The 18,502-nt window shown below is 54.7% G+C and carries 17 protein-coding genes; all 17 read right to left on the bottom strand.

All coding sequences use genetic code 11. The annotated features are described in order from the left end of the window. Positions 1-27: 27 nt before the first annotated feature. The 17 genes from ABC336_RS29200 to rbfA all read right to left on the bottom strand — a co-directional run bounded on the left by ABC336_RS29200 (position 28) and on the right by rbfA (position 18,502). Positions 28-2,628, bottom strand: coding sequence for an FtsK/SpoIIIE family DNA translocase (locus ABC336_RS29200; protein ID WP_413242009.1), 2,601 nt, complete (start codon positions 2,626-2,628; stop codon positions 28-30). Between the two features lie 100 nt (positions 2,629-2,728). Next, positions 2,729-2,953, bottom strand: coding sequence for a YlzJ-like family protein (locus tag ABC336_RS29195; RefSeq protein ID WP_413242008.1), 225 nt, complete (start codon positions 2,951-2,953; stop codon positions 2,729-2,731). Further along, a complete protein-coding gene (locus ABC336_RS29190) occupies positions 2,950-3,714 on the bottom strand; it encodes a ClpP family protease (RefSeq protein WP_413242636.1) in 765 nt (254 codons plus the stop codon). The genes ABC336_RS29195 and ABC336_RS29190 overlap by 4 nt, the downstream gene beginning before the upstream one ends. Positions 3,715-3,930: 216 nt before the next feature. Next, complete coding sequence (locus ABC336_RS29185) at positions 3,931-5,610, bottom strand: ribonuclease J (RefSeq protein ID WP_413242007.1); 1,680 nt, start codon at positions 5,608-5,610, stop codon at positions 3,931-3,933. Positions 5,611-5,867: 257 nt separating this feature from the next. Then, the gene (gene dapA / locus ABC336_RS29180) at positions 5,868-6,740 is read right to left on the bottom strand and encodes a 4-hydroxy-tetrahydrodipicolinate synthase (protein WP_413242006.1); all 873 of its coding nucleotides are present in this window, start codon (positions 6,738-6,740) and stop codon (positions 5,868-5,870) included. 63 nt (positions 6,741-6,803) lie between these two features. After that, entirely contained in the window at positions 6,804-8,009 is a 1,206-nt protein-coding gene (dapG, locus tag ABC336_RS29175; RefSeq protein ID WP_413242005.1) for an aspartate kinase, read from the bottom strand. A 16-nt stretch (positions 8,010-8,025) separates the two neighbouring features. Next, a complete protein-coding gene (locus ABC336_RS29170; RefSeq protein ID WP_413242004.1) occupies positions 8,026-8,625 on the bottom strand; it encodes a dipicolinate synthase subunit B in 600 nt (199 codons plus the stop codon). Further along, positions 8,622-9,521 (bottom strand): dipicolinate synthase subunit DpsA, encoded by a 900-nt coding sequence (gene dpsA, locus ABC336_RS29165; protein ID WP_413242003.1) that lies wholly within the window; start codon positions 9,519-9,521, stop codon positions 8,622-8,624. The genes ABC336_RS29170 and dpsA overlap by 4 nt, the downstream gene beginning before the upstream one ends. 129 nt (positions 9,522-9,650) lie before the next feature. Further along, positions 9,651-10,094, bottom strand: a complete 444-nt coding sequence (gene dut / locus ABC336_RS29160) for a dUTP diphosphatase (protein WP_413242002.1) — start codon at positions 10,092-10,094, stop codon at positions 9,651-9,653. Further along, positions 10,075-11,340, bottom strand: a complete 1,266-nt coding sequence (locus ABC336_RS29155) for a M16 family metallopeptidase (RefSeq protein ID WP_413242001.1) — start codon at positions 11,338-11,340, stop codon at positions 10,075-10,077. Before ABC336_RS29155 ends, dut begins: the two co-directional genes overlap by 20 nt. Positions 11,341-11,383: 43 nt before the next feature. Beyond that, positions 11,384-12,376 (bottom strand): polysaccharide deacetylase family protein, encoded by a 993-nt coding sequence (locus ABC336_RS29150; protein WP_413242000.1) that lies wholly within the window; start codon positions 12,374-12,376, stop codon positions 11,384-11,386. Between the two features lie 130 nt (positions 12,377-12,506). Beyond that, positions 12,507-14,612: a polyribonucleotide nucleotidyltransferase gene (pnp, locus tag ABC336_RS29145; protein ID WP_413241999.1), complete on the bottom strand. Its 2,106-nt coding sequence runs from the start codon at positions 14,610-14,612 to the stop codon at positions 12,507-12,509. A gap of 225 nt (positions 14,613-14,837) precedes the next feature. After that, on the bottom strand, positions 14,838-15,107 hold the full coding sequence (gene rpsO, locus ABC336_RS29140) for a 30S ribosomal protein S15 (protein ID WP_413241998.1): 270 nt from the start codon (positions 15,105-15,107) through the stop codon (positions 14,838-14,840). Between the two features lie 141 nt (positions 15,108-15,248). Further along, positions 15,249-16,202 (bottom strand): bifunctional riboflavin kinase/FAD synthetase, encoded by a 954-nt coding sequence (locus tag ABC336_RS29135; RefSeq protein WP_413241997.1) that lies wholly within the window; start codon positions 16,200-16,202, stop codon positions 15,249-15,251. Between the two features lie 56 nt (positions 16,203-16,258). Further along, a complete protein-coding gene (gene truB / locus ABC336_RS29130) occupies positions 16,259-17,155 on the bottom strand; it encodes a tRNA pseudouridine(55) synthase TruB (protein ID WP_413241996.1) in 897 nt (298 codons plus the stop codon). 1 nt (position 17,156) lies between these two features. Further along, positions 17,157-18,149, bottom strand: coding sequence for a DHH family phosphoesterase (locus ABC336_RS29125; protein ID WP_413241995.1), 993 nt, complete (start codon positions 18,147-18,149; stop codon positions 17,157-17,159). Continuing rightward, a complete protein-coding gene (rbfA, locus tag ABC336_RS29120; RefSeq protein ID WP_413241994.1) occupies positions 18,146-18,502 on the bottom strand; it encodes a 30S ribosome-binding factor RbfA in 357 nt (118 codons plus the stop codon). The genes ABC336_RS29125 and rbfA overlap by 4 nt, the downstream gene beginning before the upstream one ends.

The raw sequence follows: 18,502 nt of genomic DNA, 5'->3' as shown, positions 1-18,502 counted from the left end.
TGTTCTCCAATCAAGGTAATAAAGCAGTCACGAAGTGATCTTGCCGGCTTGGTACTGCTCGGGCGACATCAGCACCTCACGCGGCTTGCTGCCTTCGTAAGGGCCGACGACCCCCTTGGCCTCCATCGTATCAATCAGCCGGGCAGCTCTAGTGTAGCCGACTCTCATCCGACGCTGCAACAAGGATACCGAAGCCTGCTTGGCTTCGACGACGATCGTAACCGCTTGTTCATACAGCTCATCTACGTTCTCGTCCTCGTCCTGGACCATCTCCTCCACTTCGGGAACGAGGTCTTCGGCGTAATCAGCCTCTGCTTGTCCTCGTGAATAGCTGACGATACTCTCCACTTCCTGATCCGAGAGAAATGCTCCTTGGACACGGATCGGCTTGGACATGCCTACCGGAAGGAACAGCATATCCCCGCGGCCAAGCAGCTTCTCGGCGCCGACCATATCCAGAATGGTCCGCGAATCGACTTGCGAGGAGACGCCAAACGCGATCCGGGATGGAATATTGGCTTTGATCAGACCGGTAATAACATCAACGGATGGCCGCTGGGTCGCTATGATCAGATGGATTCCCGATGCGCGAGCCATCTGAGCGAGTCGACAGATCGCATCTTCTACGTCGTTCGCAGCGATCATCATAAGATCTGCCAGCTCGTCGACGATGACCACGATATAAGGAAGTACCGCACCCGGATTGTCGGCCATCAGCGTATTATACCCTTCGATATTGCGCGTTCCCGATTTGGAGAACAGCTCATAGCGCTTTTCCATCTCCACGACGATCTTCTTCAGGGCAAGCGATGCCCGGCGCGGGTCGGTGACGACAGGAGCCAGCAGATGCGGAATACCGTTATACACATTGAGCTCGACCATTTTGGGATCGATCATGAGGAATCGGACTTCATCCGGTTTGGCCTTGTAGAGAATGCTCGTTATGATCCCGTTGATACAGACGGATTTGCCTGAGCCCGTCGCCCCCGCGACGAGCAGATGGGGCATCCGGGCCAGATCGCCGACGATCGGCGTGCCCGCGATATCTCGTCCGAAGACGATCGACATCTTGGAGGCGGCCCTTTGAAATGCAGACGTCTCCATCACCTCTCGCATAGTAACGACCGACACTTCCGTGTTGGGCACTTCGATCCCGATCGCCGATTTGCCAGGGATCGGCGCTTCCATCCGGATATCCTTGGCCGCCAGGGCCAACGCTATGTCATCGGTCAGTCCGACGATCCGGCTCACCTTTACTCCTGTCGCAGGCTGCACCTCATAACGGGTTACCGCTGGTCCGCGTACGACATCAAGTACATTGGCCTTGACGCCAAAGCTCTCCAGCGTCGCTTCCAGCTTGCGCCTGGACTCCAGAGCCCCCTCCGGTCCGGATTTGCCGTGGCCGTTCGGCCTGGCGAGGAGGGACAGAGGCGGCAGCCGGTAGGGCTTGACCGTCGAGGTAATGACTTGAGCCGGATCCCCATCGTCTGCTTCAGCTGCCGATCTTATAACGCCCTCTTCTTCCTCGCCCGTTGTTGGATCGTCGCTTTCTTGCACCAGCAACAATCCACCTTCGGTTTCCGCTTCACCGGCTTCTTCTGCAATTTCCGGCATGAGCGTGTCAGGCCATTGCGGCTCTTCTGACTGTGGCGTGTCGTCGGCAGCAGAAGCCTCTGTATCTTGCCATAAAGGAACTTCCCGGACATCGTCCTGTTCCATGCCATAGCTCTTAGTCTCGGGCTGCCAACCCGGCTGTTCCTCCTCCAGATCCTCGCCTTGCTGCACAGGATTCGTCTTATCGTTCGTTACCGGCTCCTTCCGCAGCTTGTCCGCATAATCCCGAAGCCAACTAAAAAACGCCGGTTTCTTCCCCGGTTCGTCTACCGGGAGCTGCGGACCCTCGTGGTCATCTGGAGCGTAAGGGTCATAAGGCGCCAGCTCGTCAGGCTCGATTGGATCATTATGTATTGCTGCAGTCGCTGCCGTGGATCGTTTGGCAGATGTCTTGGCCGCAGAACGCTTGCTGCTCTTGAACTTGAGCCGGAGCAAGGTGTACAGCCTGCCAAGCTTGCTGCTTAGGGTGCGAATGAGTTCTACATAGGACTTTCCTGTAATGAGCATTATGGATATCGCGAACATGACAATCAGGACAAAACGGGCCCCGATATTGCCGAACAGCCAAAACAGGATCGAATATTGTACTGCGCCGGCATATCCCCCGCTAATCGGCTTGCTCATCATCGGGGTTTCCGGCTGGACGCTGGCTGTCAGCAGCTCCCCCCGGATATCGCTGCCCAACGTTTGAAGGATCGTCCCGGCTGTAAGCGTCGTCGATGCTTCAACACCGATAAACTTGGCGTTAATCTCGGCGATCGAGCTCATAAGCGTCAAAGCCAGGACAAACAGCAGGACACCGCTTTTCCGAGGGGACCAGCCGCTGGGCCAAGCCCGCTTGACCATCACTGTCAGACCTACATAAATGCCGACAAGCGCCAGCACAAAATAAAACTTGCCCAAAAATAAACCGAACAGCTTGGAAAGGGAGCGGCCGACGACCGCTTCCCCGGACAAGGCTATAACGGATATCGTTATCAGCAAGATGCCATACACCTCATATTTTAAGGTCATGCCGATTGACTTCTTCCTTCGTTTGCGTTTTGCCAACTTGGTCACCTCTCGATAACCCATTATAGCACATTTGTTCCCAGCTTCCTATCACTTGGGGAACCTACAAATCCTGCTGTTCCAACATAATGAGACTGCCTGGCATCAAGCTGGGCTCCAGATAATCATATAAACTGCAATCCAGCAGACGAACAATGCGGCCGATCCCCGGAGAGACGGATTCCACCTCCATGCGAATGCCTTGCCTCTCGATAACGAGCGACGCTTCGCGCTCCCTGTCCCATCCTTCCAGTACGATCTCCAGTGGCACGGTGGTGTGAAGAATCATTGCATCATCGCCCCTGCCGCCAGAGCCCGGTTTTCCTCAATCCTTCTGTTCAGCTCACGGATAGCCGCGCCGACTCCGCCAACGGCGTCGATAAGTCCGTAGGTCACTGCATCAGCGCCGATGACTGTAGTGCCGATATCACGGGTCAATTCTCCGGTTTTGAACATGAGCTCTTTGAATTTCTGTTCCGAGATCCGCGAATGTGACATAACGAAGCGGACAACCCGCTCCTGCATTTTGTCCAGATATTCGAACGTTTGCGGCACGCCAATGACGAGGCCGTTAAGTCGGATAGGATGGATCGTCATCGTAGCCGTCTCTGCGATAAACGACATATTGCCTGCCACTGCAATAGGTACGCCGATCGAATGACCGCCGCCAAGGACAATGGTCACCGAAGGTTTGGACAACGAAGCGATCATCTCGGCGATCGCCAGTCCGGCTTCGACATCCCCGCCTACCGTATTCAGAACGATCAGCACGCCTTCGATCTTGGGATTCTGCTCAGCAGCGACCAATTGCGGGATCAGATGTTCATATTTGGTCGTTTTATTTTGGGGCGGCAGCACGAGATGTCCTTCGACCTGCCCGATGATCGTCATGCAGAAAATATTGGACTCCAATACGGGGACTGTTGTTTGTCCCAATTGCTGAATCGTATCGACGACAGGTGACCTCGGCTTCTCCGGCATAACTGGAATGGAAGGATCGGGTTGCGGCTGGGGTTGTTCCTGATTTGTATAATTGCCTCTGTACATCATCATCGCATCTGCCTCCTGGCTCGGATTACTGGCACGTCCGGACAGCTGATTCTGGTCTCATCCGGGCCCGCACTTCAGCTTGTCATAGTATGGGTCCAGAAGTTTGTTTTATACAGTCCAAGCTGCTGTGCGACCGATAATCCGGACGCAAAAACGCCATTGACGGCTCCTGGAGAAAGAGCACATCAATGGCCAGTGGCTAGGTAGAGTTGATAATCAAACTTCCATTATAATTGGCAGAATCATCGGACGGCGGCGGGTCTGCTCGTACAGGAATCGACCCAGCGCATCCTTGACATTGGTCTTGAGCGATGCCCATTCGTTGACCTTGTCGTTCATCAGCTTGTTCAAGGTGGACGTGACGATCCGGTTGGCTTCGTCGAGCAGTCCCTCCGATTCTCTGACGTAGACGAAACCGCGCGAGATGATATCCGGTCCTGACAGGATCTTGCCATCCTGCTTGCTCAGTGTGACGACGACGACCAGGATGCCATCCTGGGACAGCAATTTGCGATCACGCAAGACGATATTGCCGACATCGCCGACGCCGAGGCCGTCGATCAGGATGTTCCCTGCAGGCACTTTATTGCCTTTGCGGGCTTTGCCGCCGGCGATCTCTACCGTGTCGCCGTTATCGACGAGGAAGATGTTCTCCCGCTCCATGCCGATCGCTTCAGCCAACAGTGCGTGCTGGCGCAGCATCCGATACTCCCCGTGAATCGGGATGAAGTACTTCGGCTTGATCAGGTTCAGCATCAGCTTGAGCTCTTCCTGGCTGCCGTGTCCGGACACATGAACGCCAGAGACGGAGCCTGGGCCATAGATAACATTGGCGCCAAGGCGGAATAGCTCGTCCACCGTACGGCCGACGTACTTCTCATTGCCAGGGATCGGTGTCGCCGCGATGATGACAGTATCTCCCGGCAAGATGTCGATCTTGCGGTGCGTTGAGCGTGCCATCCGTGTCAGCGCGGACATCGGCTCGCCCTGACTCCCCGTCGAGAGAACAACCACGCGATCCGCAGCCAGACGGTTCACCTCATCCGGCTCAATCAGCATGCCTTCAGGAATATTAAGGTACCCAAGCTCGGAAGCAATGCTGACTACGTTAACCATACTCCGTCCGATGACGGCAAGCTTCCGCTTGGTTGCCATTGCGGCATTGATGACCTGTTGGATCCGGTGAACATTGGACGCAAACGTAGCCACGATCACCCGCTGCGTCGATTTGCGGAAGATATCTTCGAACTCATTGCCGATGTTGCTCTCCGACGGTGTGAATCCGGGACGTTCCGCATTGGTGCTGTCCGACAGCAGAGCAAGTACGCCGCGGCTGCCGATTCCGGCCATCCGCTGAAGGTCAGCATACTGGTCATTGACCGGCGTGTGGTCGAACTTGAAGTCACCTGTATGGACAACGATGCCTTCGGGTGTATCCAGACATACGCCTACCGAATCCGGGATACTGTGATTCGTACGGAAGAACGTAGCCTTGATCTGGCCAAGCTCGACTTCGGAGTCGGCATTGATCAGAATCCGCTTAGTCTCACCCAGCAGTCCTGCTTCCTTCAGCTTGCCCTCGATCAGTCCAATCGTAAGCTTGGTAGCGTAGACCGGCACGTTGAGGTTCTTGAGCACATAAGGCAATCCGCCGATATGGTCCTCGTGACCATGTGTAATGAGAATGCCTCTCACCTTATCCCGATTTTCCTTCAGATAGGTGATATCCGGGATAACGATGTCGATCCCCAGCATGTCCTCTTCCGGAAACTTTAACCCTGAATCTACGACAACGATGTCGCTTCCATACTGAATGACATACATATTTTTGCCGATCTCACCTACTCCGCCCAATGCAAAGATCAGCAGTTTATCTTGATTATTCTTTTTTGACACGTCTATCTTTACCTCCTATGTTCGTGTAACGCTTCTCCAAACGTTCGTATTTACTTTCAAAAAAATTGCCGCACCCAGTCACTTGAAATCCATTATACATGATTGATTTAATAAAACACAAGTCAATCCGCTGGCAGCAATATGTACTCCCTGACCAATGGAAAAACCAGTCCCGCAATCACTTATGGGCAAGGTCCGAAAATAAAGGAGCCGGTGCTGACCGCACCGGCTCCTATATAAGCTCCAAAAGGGGCTGATTACAGCAGTTTGCGCAAAAATTCAGCTTCCTGATCGGTTACATCGACAAGCGGCAGCCTGACGCCGCCCACATGCATGCCGCTCATGCCTAAAATAAATTTGATGGCCACCGGATTGGGAACCGGGTGCGGAGCATCAAAAATACCTTTGAACATCGGATGATATTGGCCATGCAGTCTGGCAGCTTCCTTGACGTTGCCCTGCAGATAGGCTTCAATCATCCGTTTCATTTGTGGTCCGATGACATGACTCGCCACGCTGACGATGCCGTGTCCGCCGATCGCAAGAACGGGCAGCGTCATGCTGTCGTCGCCGCCATAGACGAGGAAACCCTCGGGGGCAGCGCTGATAATATGGGTCAACTGATCCAGCGAAGCGCATTCTTTGGTTGCTACGACATTCTCGATATGCGCCAACCGGAGCGTCGTCGCCGCACTCAGGTTCGCACCTGTACGACCAGGTACATTGTAGAGCATGACAGGCAGCTTGGTTGACTGCGCGATTGCCTTGAAATGCTGATACAAGCCCTCCTGGCTCGGACGGTTATAATAGGGCACGACTAAAAGGATTCCATCGACGCCAGCCTCCTCGGCTTTCTGCGTCAGATGCATGGAATGGGCGGTATTGTTGCTCCCCGTTCCTGCAATGATCTTGCAACGCCCGTTCGCATGCTGGACCGCAAAGCGGAAGAGCTCCACTTTCTCTTCGTCAGTCAATGTCGGGGACTCTCCAGTAGTACCGGAGACGACCAGGCTCTCGCTTTGCTGTTCATCTATTAAATAATCAATCAATCGTCCCGTCGTGTCCCAATCAATCTGACCTTGCACATCAAACGGGGTGACCATCGCAGTCACTAATCTCCCAAAATCCATCCTGAATCCTCCTAAACTCAATGAAAGCTTCTTTATCCTATATTTATACCATTAACTTTTCCTCTATGGAAGATGAAGTTCGAATTTTGCATGAAGTGCCCTGAGCGCTGGCACCATCTCCTCCTCTGCTACCAGCACCCAGATCGTCGAATTGGAATCCGCCGACTGCAGGATCGTAATCCCGCTTTTGGTCAGTGCTTCGACGATAGAGGCCATGATGCCCGGCACGCCGTTCATGCCGCCGCCGATGACCGACACTTTGGCGCAGCCGTGTACAGCCTGCGGCGAGTACCCGATCTGGCTCAGTACATCCAGCGCCTGAGCGGCATCGGCATCGAACACCGTATATACTGCGCCGCTCGGCGTCACATTGATGAAATCAACGCTGATCCCGTGCTTGGCCATGGCCTGGAACACCTGGAGCTGCATGTCGCTCTCCTGATCACGCGCCTGGACAGACAACTGGGTGATGCCTGCCACATGCGCAATGCCAGTGACATGGCGGTCTTTCACAGCCGCTGCTGCCTGCAGCGGACCGGAGACCAGCGTCCCCTCCTCGTCCGAGAACGTCGAGCGGACGCGCAGCGGCAGATTGGCCTGAGCGGCAATCTCCACTGCCCGAGGATGGATCACTTTGGCGCCTTGCCTGGCCATATTGCACATCTCCGCGTAGCCAACATGACTGAGCGGACGTGCATTCTCGACAAACCTCGGATCGGCCGTCAGGATGCCGCTGACATCGGTGTAGATATCAGCTCTCACCGCCTGCAGCGCTGCACCAAGCGCAGTGGCCGAAGTGTCGCTGCCGCCGCGGCCCAGCGTCGTCCATTCCCCGGATTCCGTCCTGCCTTGAAAACCTGCGACGATGACGACTTTGCCTTGCTGCAGATGGCTGATGACGGCTCCGGTCTGCATATCGACAATCTGGGCCTGACCATGATGACTGTCGGTGACAATCCCCGCCTGTCCGCCGGTAAGCGCGACGGCATCGATACCTCGTGTCTGCAGCAAGCCGCACATCGTCACAGCTGAGATGATCTCGCCGCAGCAGAGCAGCAGATCACGCTCGCGTGCTGGCAGCGTTTCTCCTTTATCAGCCAGCTCAAGCAGGGAATCCGTCGCATAAGGTTCACCGCTCCTGCCCATAGCAGAAACGACAACAACAAGACGATGTCGCTGCCGCTCCCTCTCGATATGGCGTACTACATGCTCTCTGGCTTCGGAAGAGGACAAGGAAGTTCCGCCAAATTTTTGAACGAGTATATTCATTGCCTTCATACCCCGGTCAGCTTCCATAATTAAAGCGCTCGATAACCATCGGCTGCAGCTGCTGGCCTGCAATCGCAGCTTCGCAAGCCTCCACCACCAGATCCATCCGGGCAACCAGTGAATTCGGCTTTTGCTGCGGGTTATCCTGACCAAAGGGCACAAAATAAATGTTTTTCGTCACGAGCAGCTTGGCGATGTTGGCAGCGTTGAGGCCCAGCCCGTCATTGGTCGAGATCGCCAGCACGACCGGGCGGCCGTTGCGCATCTGTGCCTTCGCCGCCATCAGGACGGCGCTGTCGGTCATCGCATTGGCCAGCTTGCTGGTCGTATTGCCCGTACACGGGGCAATTACGAGTACATCCAGCAATTTGGAAGGCCCTAGCGGCTCTGCTTGTAAGATCGTAGAGATAATCTCGTTGCCGGTGATGGCTTTGAGCTGCCGCTGCCACTCTTCCGATGTACCGAACCTCGTGTCGGTCGTCATGATCGTAGAGGTGACAATCGGCACCACCCCGGCGCCTGCATCTATAAACCTCTGGATCTGCGGCATAACCTCCGCAAAGGTACAATGTGATCCGGATAAAGCATAGCCGACCGTTTTGCCTTGCCAGTTCATCGTCCATCCCCCCGCAATTGTAAATCGTCCTGAATTAACCGACTCAAGCAATCCGCCATGATGCGTCCTGCTGTTCTGGGAGCGACGATTCCGGGGAGACCAGGCGCTAAGATCGCCTTGATTCCGCGCCTCTCGGCGAAGCGGAAATCAGTACCGCCCGGCTTGGAGGCTAGATCGATAATAACTGCGCGCGAAGGCAAATTCGCGATCATTTGCGCTGTGACTATCATAGTCGGAATTGTATTAAAAATCAAGTCGGGGTTGCTCATCTGAGGCAGCAGATCCGTGGTGTAAAATGGCCGGAACCCCATCTCGTGCGCTCTTGCAAAATCAGCTTCGCTGCGGACCCCCGCCTTCACGGAAGCCCCCAGTCCCTGGAGCGTTCTGGCCAAGGTAAACCCTGTACGACCCAGACCGAGCACGATGCACTCTGCTCCGTGAATCGTAATGTCCGTATTCTGGATGGCCAGCATGACTGCGCCTTCCGCTGTTGGGATCGAGTTATAGATGGCGACATCATCTCTCTCCAGCAGCTCCACCAGCCGAATGCCGTAATTGTCGCATAACTGCCGAAGATACGGTTTGGCCATACCGGTATAGATCGTGCTGTGCTTAGGCAGCTTGGCGACATGCCCATCCTGAAGTTTCAGCTCATCATTGCTGAAGACGGCAGTAATCTTGCCATCATCATCAGTCCCGACAGCAGGCAACACGACAACATCCGCTTGTTCAAACAACTGCTCGCCGTATTCCGCATGTACCGCGCTGCTCAAATGCGTATGAAGGCCATCGAAGCCTGCCAGAGTTACAGAGGCATCCAACTCGCTCAGCTTGTGGATGATCTCGAGCGCTCGGGCATCCCCTCCCAGCATTAATACGTTTGTTCCTGTCAGCATGGCTGCTCCACTCCTTTCTGCACGGGTCATAAGCTATCTTATGCGCCTGCCCAGATCGTGGTGAACGAACAATCTCCCAAAAAGACAAAGAACCTTGCGCAGCGCACAAGGTTCTTTGCTTGAAATGGATTATTTGCCTGTATGACCAAAGCCGCCGCTGCCGCGTACCGTATCGGAGAGTTCTTCGGTTTCTTCGATCTGGACCTCAGGCACAAGCTGAAAGACCATCTGTGCAATCCGTTCGCCCCTGGAGATCGTAAACGGCTCTTGCCCGAGATTGATCAGCAGCACCTTGACTTCCCCCCGGTAATCCGCATCGATCGTGCCCGGCGAATTCAAGCAGGTGATCCCATGCTTGTAAGCAAGTCCGCTGCGCGGACGGATCTGGGCCTCCAGTGCGGGCGGCATCGCCATCGCAAAACCTGCCGGCACAAGCTGACGTTCGCCAGGTGCCAGTACGATCGGCGCCTCTATCGCTGCATGCAGATCGAACCCGCTCGCTGCAGCCGACATCTTGACGGGCAGCTGGATGTCTTCATTGCCCGGCAGTCGTTTAATTGCTACTTGATACAAAATAATTCCTCCCTAGGTTCTGTGCCGCTTTGTCGCTGGTGCCAACCATAGCGACAGCAAACGGCTCGGCCAGCATATGTCTGGTTACTTCCTGAATCGTCTCCATGGACACTTCATCGATCTTCTCCAGCATCTCATCCAGCGTATAGTGCCTGCTTAGCATAAGTTCGTTTTTGCCGTTACGGTTCATCCGGCTGCTCGTACTCTCCAGCGACAAGATGAGACTGCCTTTGAGCTGCTCCTTGCCCCGATGAAGCTCAGCTGCGGTCAGCCCCTTGGCAGCTACCTCGCCAAGCAGCTCCAGCGTCAGATCCAGGACATCCTTAGTCTGCTTCGGTGCCGTACCCGCATAGATCGTATATAGGCCGCTATCCGCGTATGAAGTGTGATAAGAGTACACGGAATAAGCCAGACCGCGTTTTTCTCTGATTTCCTGGAACAGGCGCGAACTCATGCCGCCGCCGATCGCATTGTTCAGCAGAATCATCGCATAAAGTCGCGGATCGGCTATGGAACAACCCTGAAACGAAAGACAGATGTGATTTTGCTCGGTCTTCTTTTTGTGGAATAAGTATTCGCCCTTAAACACCGGCGGTTCGACCGGGGCACTTGTTCCACGCGTATCAAACCGGCCAAAGTATTGTTCCAGCAGAGCGATAACGGCTTCCGATTCTACATTGCCCGCCACGCTAATGACGGTATTATCGATCCGATAGTGACCCTTCATATAAGTACGCAGCGTATCAGGCGTCATCGCCAGCAACTTTTGCTCTTCACCAAGAATCGAGTAAGCGAGAGGATGATTGCCGTAGCTTGCCCGGGACGCATCGTCATGTACTTTGTCGTCCGGCGTGTCCTCATACATGGAGATTTCTTCGAGGATGACATTTTTCTCCTTCGCCAGCTCTCCTTCATCGAACACCGATTCAAAGAACATATCCGCCAGCGCGTCCACGGCTATCGGCAGATGCTGATCCAGTACTTTTGCATAGTAGCAAGTATATTCCTTGGATGTAAAGGCATTGACATTACCGCCGATGCCATCGAACACATCGGCGATGTCCTTGGCCGTGCGCTGCTTCGTCCCTTTGAAGAGCATATGCTCGATAAAATGCGAAATGCCGCTGTTCTCCATCGTTTCATTGCGGGAGCCCGTCCTGACCCAAATGCCGAAAGAGACGGACCGGCAGGTCGGGATGCTCTCGACGATAACCCGGAGCCCGTTACTCAAGGTGTATTTCTTCAAAATAGGTTACCCTCCTAAAATCAATGATCTTACTATATCAGAATTACGAAGCTTGCTCAACCGCGCCGACCCGCTTGGTCGATAGCAGCTCGCTGACCGTGCCCATCTCGAGCCGCTTGCTCTTAATCGCAGCGATCATCCCCGGCAGCGCCTCGCTAGACGAAGCTGTCGGATGCATGAGGATCATCGCTCCAGGTTCGAGACGAAGCGAGATCTTGCGGACGATCCATTCCGGAGCGGGCTTTTTCCAGTCCACGGTATCCAGCGTCCATAACACGGTGCCCAGCCCCTCACCTGCTGCGATATCGACGGTCTGCTGATTGTAATCCCCTGATGGCGGGGCAAACCAGCGGTTGCGCACCCCAAGCTGTTCCTGCAACAGCTTCTCGGTACGGGTAATCTGACTGAGAGCAGCAGCACGATCCAACTGGCTCATGTTAGGATGAGAGTACGCATGATTGGACATCTCATGTCCAGCGGACTGGATTTTCTTCGCAATATCAGTATTTTTGCTTAGCCAAGAGCCGTCCAAAAAGAACGTCGCCTTCACATCCTCATCAGACAATACCTTTAGGATCGGGTCGATGTATTCATTGCCCCAGGCGACATTCACCATCAAGGCGACCATCGGCTTGAGCGGATTCCCTTTGTAGATCGGATGCGCGCCCAGGTCCTCCAACCTGACACCAGGCTCGACCTCCCGATAGACGAATTGAAGCTCGCCGCCGCTCCAGGTTTGTTGGTTCAATGTATAGGTGCGCTCGATGTCGACTTCTACCCCGTTATAGCCGGGGATCAGCTTCCATACTCTGTCCAGCCGCGGCTCGACCGGTGCGATCCGTCTGGCCGAAGCCTCCTCCCGGATGCGGTTCATCAACTCGTCATCCGCTTTGCCTGCCGTGCCGAACGCAGCTTGCGGGTAGACCGCCCCATCCTTGACGGCCGAGATATATAGCGGCACGCTATTGTCCCAGCTCAACCATATCACAAGCGCGACAAACGTCATGCTCATGGCAACCATTTTTTTGCGCAGCATCGTACTCCCGCCCTTCTTGTTCAATCCATCTTATGAACGGAGGGACGAGATTATGAAGTCACAATATGAAAAAAGAGTCAGACAGAATCTGGCTCTTATCATTGTAGCTATCTAATTGTGGCTCGCATGCTTATTTGGACGTTACTTGGCTCTGCGCTGCAAGTACCGCTTTGCGGGAGAGATTAACTCGCCCTTGCTGGTCGATCTCGGTAACTTTGACGGTGATCTGATCGCCGACATTTACAACGTCCTCAGTTTTGACTACCCGTTCAGCAGCCAATTGCGAGATGTGAACCAAGCCTTCTTTGTTCGGCAGGATCTCGACGAAAGCCCCGAATTTCTCAACGCGTTTGACGGTTCCGACATAGATCTCGCCCACGACGACTTCCTTGACGATTCCCTCGATGATCTGTTTGGCCTTCTGGTTCATCTCTTCGTTCGAAGAAGCGATGAACACCGTTCCGTCCTGTTCGATATCGATTTTCACGCCGGTTTCTTCGATAATCTTGTTGATGATCTTGCCTCCCGCGCCGATCACGTCACGGATCTTGTCCGGATTGATCGAAAGGATCAGAATCTTCGGCGCGTATGGCGACAGGCTGGTGCGCGGCTGCTTCATTACCTCAAGCATCTTGTCCAGGATGAAGAGACGGCCGATCCGTGCCTGCTCCAGCGCCTGGTTCAGGATCGAACGATCGATACCGGCGATCTTGATATCCATCTGGATAGCAGTTACGCCTTCGGCTGTACCGGCAACTTTGAAGTCCATATCGCCAAGATGGTCTTCCATACCTTGAATATCCGTCAGGATTGAGAAATGCTCGCCATCCTTGATCAGACCCATCGCTACCCCGGCTACTGGCGCTTTGATCGGCACCCCGGCATCCATCATCGCCAGCGTGCTCGCACAGATACTGGCCTGTGATGAGGAGCCGTTGGATTCCAACACCTCAGAGACCAGACGGATGGTGTAAGGAAAGTCTTTCTCCGACGGAATCACCTTGGCAAGGGCCCGCTCGCCGAGCGCTCCATGGCCGATCTCACGCCGACCCGGCGCACGCAGCATTCTTGCTTCACCGACACTGAATGGCGGGAAATTGTAATGATGCATGAACCGTTTGGTCTCTTCCAGCGAGATGCCGTCGAGAATCTGGACATCACCCAATGCACCAAGCGTACAGATGCTCAGCGCTTGGGTCTGACCGCGCGTGAACAGGCCAGAGCCATGCGTACGAGGCAGTTGGGCGACATCGCATTCAATCGGGCGAATCTCATCGAGTTTGCGTCCGTCTGGACGGACCTTGTCCACTGTAATAAGTCGGCGAACCTCTTCTTTGACGATATCGTGAAGAACTTCCTTGACGTCTGCCAGGTGCTCCGGCGTCTCGGCGTACAGCTCCTCGAAATGAGCCACTGCTTCATCTTCGATGGCATCAATGGCATCCTGGCGCGCATGCTTCTCATGAATCCGGATTGCGTCTACCAGTCGATCCTGGGCATAGGCGCGTACCGCTTCGTTAACTTCCTGGTTCACCCCGTGGAGGACGACCTCCATCTTCGGCTTGCCGGCTTTTGCAACGAGCTGTTGTTGGACCTCGACGATCTTCTTGATCTCTTCGTGACCGAACATGATCGCTTCCAGCATGACTTCCTCGGATACCTCATTGGCCTCTGCTTCCACCATCATGATGGCATCCTTGGTGCCGGCGACGACGACATAGATATCACTCTTCTCCTCCAGTTCGATCGAAGGATTAATGATGAATTGTCCATCGATACGGGCAACGACGACACCGCCGATCGGTCCGTCAAACGGTACGTCGGAGATTGCCAAAGCCGCCGATGTGCCGATCATCGCTGCGATGCTTGGCGAGCAATCCTGATCCACACTCATGACCAGATCGAGAATCTGCACGTCATTGCGGAACCCTTCGGGGAACAGCGGACGAATCGGACGGTCGATCAAGCGGCTGGCCAGAATGGCTTTTTCGCTGGGACGACCTTCGCGTTTGATAAAGCCGCCGGGGATTTTGCCTACGGCGTACAGCCGTTCTTCATAATTCACCGTCAGAGGAAAAAAATCAAGCTTCTTTGGTTCTGACGAAGCCGTAACTGTACACAGGACGACAGTATCGCCATAGCGCACGGTTACGGCAGCATTGGCTTGCTTGGCCAGCCGACCGGTTTCCAGCACGAGTCGTTTGCCGCCGAGCTGCATTTCTACGCTTTGTAACATGTAATCCCTCCTGTCTTCCTTTGTTCAATTCGACAGTACCCGGGCATACTCCTGCCACAGGCAAGCCTATGTATAAGTCAAGCCATAACGACACGCCATCCCCATGGGCATGCGCATCGCACCCGGCCCAAAACATGTGACAATGCTATAAAAAGCAACCAGGTGACAGCCATCTGCTTGGAAACGGCTGTACTACCCGGTTGCTTTTCATCTTGTCCCCCTCGATTAACGACGAAGACCAAGCTTCTCGATCAGTGCGCTGTAGCGTCTGACATCCTTGTTCTTCAAGTATGCCAGCAGCTTGCGGCGTTGACCTACCATCTTGAGCAGACCGCGACGGGAATGATGATCCTTCTTGTGCGTACGCAGATGATCAGTCAAGTTCACGATATTCTCTGTCAGGATCGCAACTTGCACCTCTGGAGAACCGGTATCTGTATCATGCGTCTTGTGCGTATCGATCAGTTCGTTCTTACGCTCTTGTGTGATAGCCATTCTCTTCACCTCCCAAATCATAATCGCCTATGGCCTCGACACCGCCGGTGAGTCGAATATCCAAGCCACGGTTTGGATGCGTATGCGAACCGCAACCTGAATCAGTATAGCACAGTGCCTCTTCGAAGTAAACCTGTGACCTTAGAGGGAGACGTTGGCGAGCAACCGGCGCGCCTGCTCGGCATCAGCACCGATCTGGGCGATCAACTCGTCCACAGAACCAAACTTGCGCTCTTCCCGAATGAAATGACAGCAGGCTACCTGCAGCTCTTTGCCGTAGAGATCACCTTCGAAATCAAAGATATGCACTTCGGCTGTCGGCGCACCGCCGGGGTCGTTGAACGTGGGCTTAAAACCCAAATTCATGACGCCTGCATATGTCGCGTCGCCTGTCGTGGCTCTGACGGCATAGACGCCAAGCCGCGGCAGTACATAAGGCTGGATCAGATGCACGTTCGCAGTAGGGAAACCGATGGTACGTCCTCTGCGGTCACCCGTCTGGACGATGCCGGCGAACCGGTAAGGTCTGCCGAGCAGCGGCTCCACCTTCTCGACGGCACCAAGCGCCAGCTGTTTACGGATCAGTGTGCTGCTGACCTTCTCATCCTCCATATGATAGGGAGCGACGACCTCGACAGCCATCGTCTCGCCGCCGAGTTCCCGCAGCGTCTCGGCCTTGCCCTCGCCGCGATGTCCGAACGAGAAATCAAAGCCAACAACAGCCTGTTTCACCTGCAACGGCAGCAGCACCTCTTCCACAAAATGAGAAGGGGAGACCGCCGCAAAGGTCAGATCAAAACGGAAAACGTAAGCAACCTCCACACCAAGCTCGGCAAACAGCGCCATCTTGTCATCAAGCGGAGTCAGATAAGTCAGATATGGCTTTTCCTGGGCCAAGACCTCCCTAGGATGGGGATGGAAGGTCATAATCGACGGGCAAAGACCAGCCGCACGTGCGGTATCAACTGCCCTGCGAATGACCTGCTGATGGCCCTTGTGCACGCCGTCGAAATGACCGATCGCGAGCGTCTGCGGCAAGGCGCAGTTATCCAGCTGCTGTTCGGTTAACGGATAGCTTAACTCGATTGTTTTCACTGCTGCTACACCTGCAATTCTTTCATAAGCTAATAATACGCTGAACAACCTCTAAATTATGAGAATACTTTGACCGGGCAGATCAGTCCACGCTCGGCATCGGTCCGAAACACACCCAAAAACGCATCTCGCTCATCATATAAACGAATTAAGCGGTCTGCCGCCAGTTTCTCTGTCTGCAGACGGAGCTTTTGACCTTTGAGCGCGCGATCGGCAGACTCGCGATCGATGACGAGCTTTTCCATAAAGCTCAAGCCCTGGTCAGGGCTCAGCAAGCGTCCAGCCAGCTCACCCTGCTCATGAAGCTCAGCGATCTGTTCCAATGTGAGGCAGTCGGCTTCGCCCAAGCCGGCAGACTGTGTACGTGTGAGCTCGGCCATCGCGGCCGGCACGCCCAACGCCTTGCCGATATCGACGCACAACGTGCGGATGTAAGTGCCTTTGGAACATGTAACCGAGAAAGCAATACGCGGCTTGCCGTCCTGCTGCGCCACGGAGAGGAGCTCCAGCTCGTGGATCGTCACCCGCCGTGCCTTGCGCTCGACCACTTTGCCTTCGCGAGCAAGCTCATACAATCGGCGTCCGTCCACCCGAACGGCCGAATACATCGGCGGCACTTGCTCGATCTCGCCGATGAAGGAGAGAAAAATCCGGTGCAGATCCGCTTCATCCACGGAGATATCCTCTGCCGTCTCGATGACATCACCGGTCAGATCCTCCGTGTCCGTGGCTACCCCCAGCTGCAGTACCGCCTGATAAGCCTTGGGCTGCTCCTGCAAATATTCGACTACCCGGGTCGCTTTGCCGATACAGAGCGGCAGCACCCCAGTCACTTCAGGATCCAGCGTCCCGGCATGACCGATTCGTTTGATCCGCAGCATGCCTCTAACCTTGGCAACGACATCATGCGAGGTCCACCCTGCAGGCTTCCATACGGCCAATATACCATCCATACTAATGCAATGCCCTCCTGACAGACTCCACCACCATACTGATGACATCCGGCACCTGACCCTCAATCCGGCAGCCCGCTGCCCGAACATGCCCGCCGCCTCCGAAGGTCTGGGCAATAGCGGCCACGTCGATCTTGCCGGCGGAGCGGAAGCTGACTTTGGTGTGCCCGTCCGTCGTACCTTTGTACAAGATGCCAACCTCTACACCTTCCACATTAAGGGCATAGTTGACCAGCCCTTCCAGGTCCTCGCCGGCCGCACCCGTCTCTTCCAGGTCGGCAGGCTCCATGAACAACCAGCTGATCTTGCCATCTTCGGTAAAAGAAAGCCGCGATAGTCCGCGCTGCAGCAAACGAAGCTGAGGCGTCGTCATCTGCTCCAGAAGATGATGGGCAAGATTGCTGCCCTTTACCCCGAGACGGAGCATCTCGGAAGCAATCTCCATGACATGCGCCGATGTGTTGGCATAGCGAAACCCTCCCGTGTCCGTCAGCAGCCCTGTATAAACAGCAGTAGCGGCTTGGAGGTCAAGCTCAACACCGCTATGTACGATTAGGTCATACAGGATCTCGACCGTCGCTGCGGCGTCAGCGCGAATCAGGTTCACAGTGCCGAATGCGTCATTGGTCGGATGATGGTCAATATTAAGCAGCTGCGCATCTTCCGCGAAGAATTGGCTTACTAGCCCGATCCTTCGGAAATCCGCGCAGTCTACAGAAATGATATGAGAAAAGGAACGCTCAAGAGGCCGCTCCGTCATGCAAGTAATCGAATCTGCCAGCTCAAGAAAAGATAGACGTGATGGTACGGATCCTTCATTGACCAGGACGGCCCGCTTGCCGAGCCGTCCCAATAGCCAACCGATCAATACAGTCGAGCTGATCGCATCCCCGTCCGGCTGGACATGGGAGACGACCAGGAAGTCGTCCCTGTCTGCCATAAACGCGTATGCCTCCGACAACTGCTGCTTATAGGCTGCCGTTCCCTCAGTCATCGATTGTCTTTCTCCTGATTGAGCTGATCCAGCATAGCTTCGATGCGGCTGCCGTATTCGATACTGCTGTCAAACTTGAAGATCAAATCCGGTGTATGCCGGAACCGAATCCGTTTGCCCAGTTCGGAGCGCAGGAAGCCTTTGCCGCGGGCCAGCGCCTTCAGCGTTTCTTCCTTTTGCTCTTCATTGCCGAGGACGCTCAGATAGACACGTGCCTGCGAAAGGTCGCCCGTCACCTCCACACCGGTTACTGTAATGAATCCGATGCGCGGATCCTTCAGCTCGGATTGAATCAGCTGACTAAGTTCTTTTTTGATTTGCTCTCCTACGCGTTCTACCCGAATTTTGGCCAC

The organism is Paenibacillus jepli (assembly GCF_047238105.1).
Taxonomy (GTDB): domain Bacteria; phylum Bacillota; class Bacilli; order Paenibacillales; family Paenibacillaceae; genus Paenibacillus_D.
This window is presented reverse-complemented; position numbering and strand designations above follow the sequence as displayed.

Excerpts from the sequence above, each read along its gene's own strand:
- ABC336_RS29200 (WP_413242009.1), bottom strand. The coding sequence starts at position 2,628 with ATGACCTTAAAATATGAGGTGTATGGCATCTTGCTGATAACGATATCC.
- ABC336_RS29195 (WP_413242008.1), bottom strand. The coding sequence starts at position 2,953 with ATGATTCTTCACACCACCGTGCCACTGGAGATCGTACTGGAAGGATGG.
- ABC336_RS29190 (WP_413242636.1), bottom strand. The coding sequence starts at position 3,714 with ATGATGTACAGAGGCAATTATACAAATCAGGAACAACCCCAGCCGCAA.
- dapA (WP_413242006.1), bottom strand. The coding sequence starts at position 6,740 with ATGGATTTTGGGAGATTAGTGACTGCGATGGTCACCCCGTTTGATGTG.
- dapG (WP_413242005.1), bottom strand. The coding sequence starts at position 8,009 with ATGAATATACTCGTTCAAAAATTTGGCGGAACTTCCTTGTCCTCTTCC.
- ABC336_RS29170 (WP_413242004.1), bottom strand. The coding sequence starts at position 8,625 with ATGAACTGGCAAGGCAAAACGGTCGGCTATGCTTTATCCGGATCACAT.
- dpsA (WP_413242003.1), bottom strand. The coding sequence starts at position 9,521 with ATGCTGACAGGAACAAACGTATTAATGCTGGGAGGGGATGCCCGAGCG.
- ABC336_RS29150 (WP_413242000.1), bottom strand. The coding sequence starts at position 12,376 with ATGCTGCGCAAAAAAATGGTTGCCATGAGCATGACGTTTGTCGCGCTT.
- pnp (WP_413241999.1), bottom strand. The coding sequence starts at position 14,612 with ATGTTACAAAGCGTAGAAATGCAGCTCGGCGGCAAACGACTCGTGCTG.
- rpsO (WP_413241998.1), bottom strand. The coding sequence starts at position 15,107 with ATGGCTATCACACAAGAGCGTAAGAACGAACTGATCGATACGCACAAG.
- truB (WP_413241996.1), bottom strand. The coding sequence starts at position 17,155 with ATGGATGGTATATTGGCCGTATGGAAGCCTGCAGGGTGGACCTCGCAT.
- ABC336_RS29125 (WP_413241995.1), bottom strand. The coding sequence starts at position 18,149 with ATGACTGAGGGAACGGCAGCCTATAAGCAGCAGTTGTCGGAGGCATAC.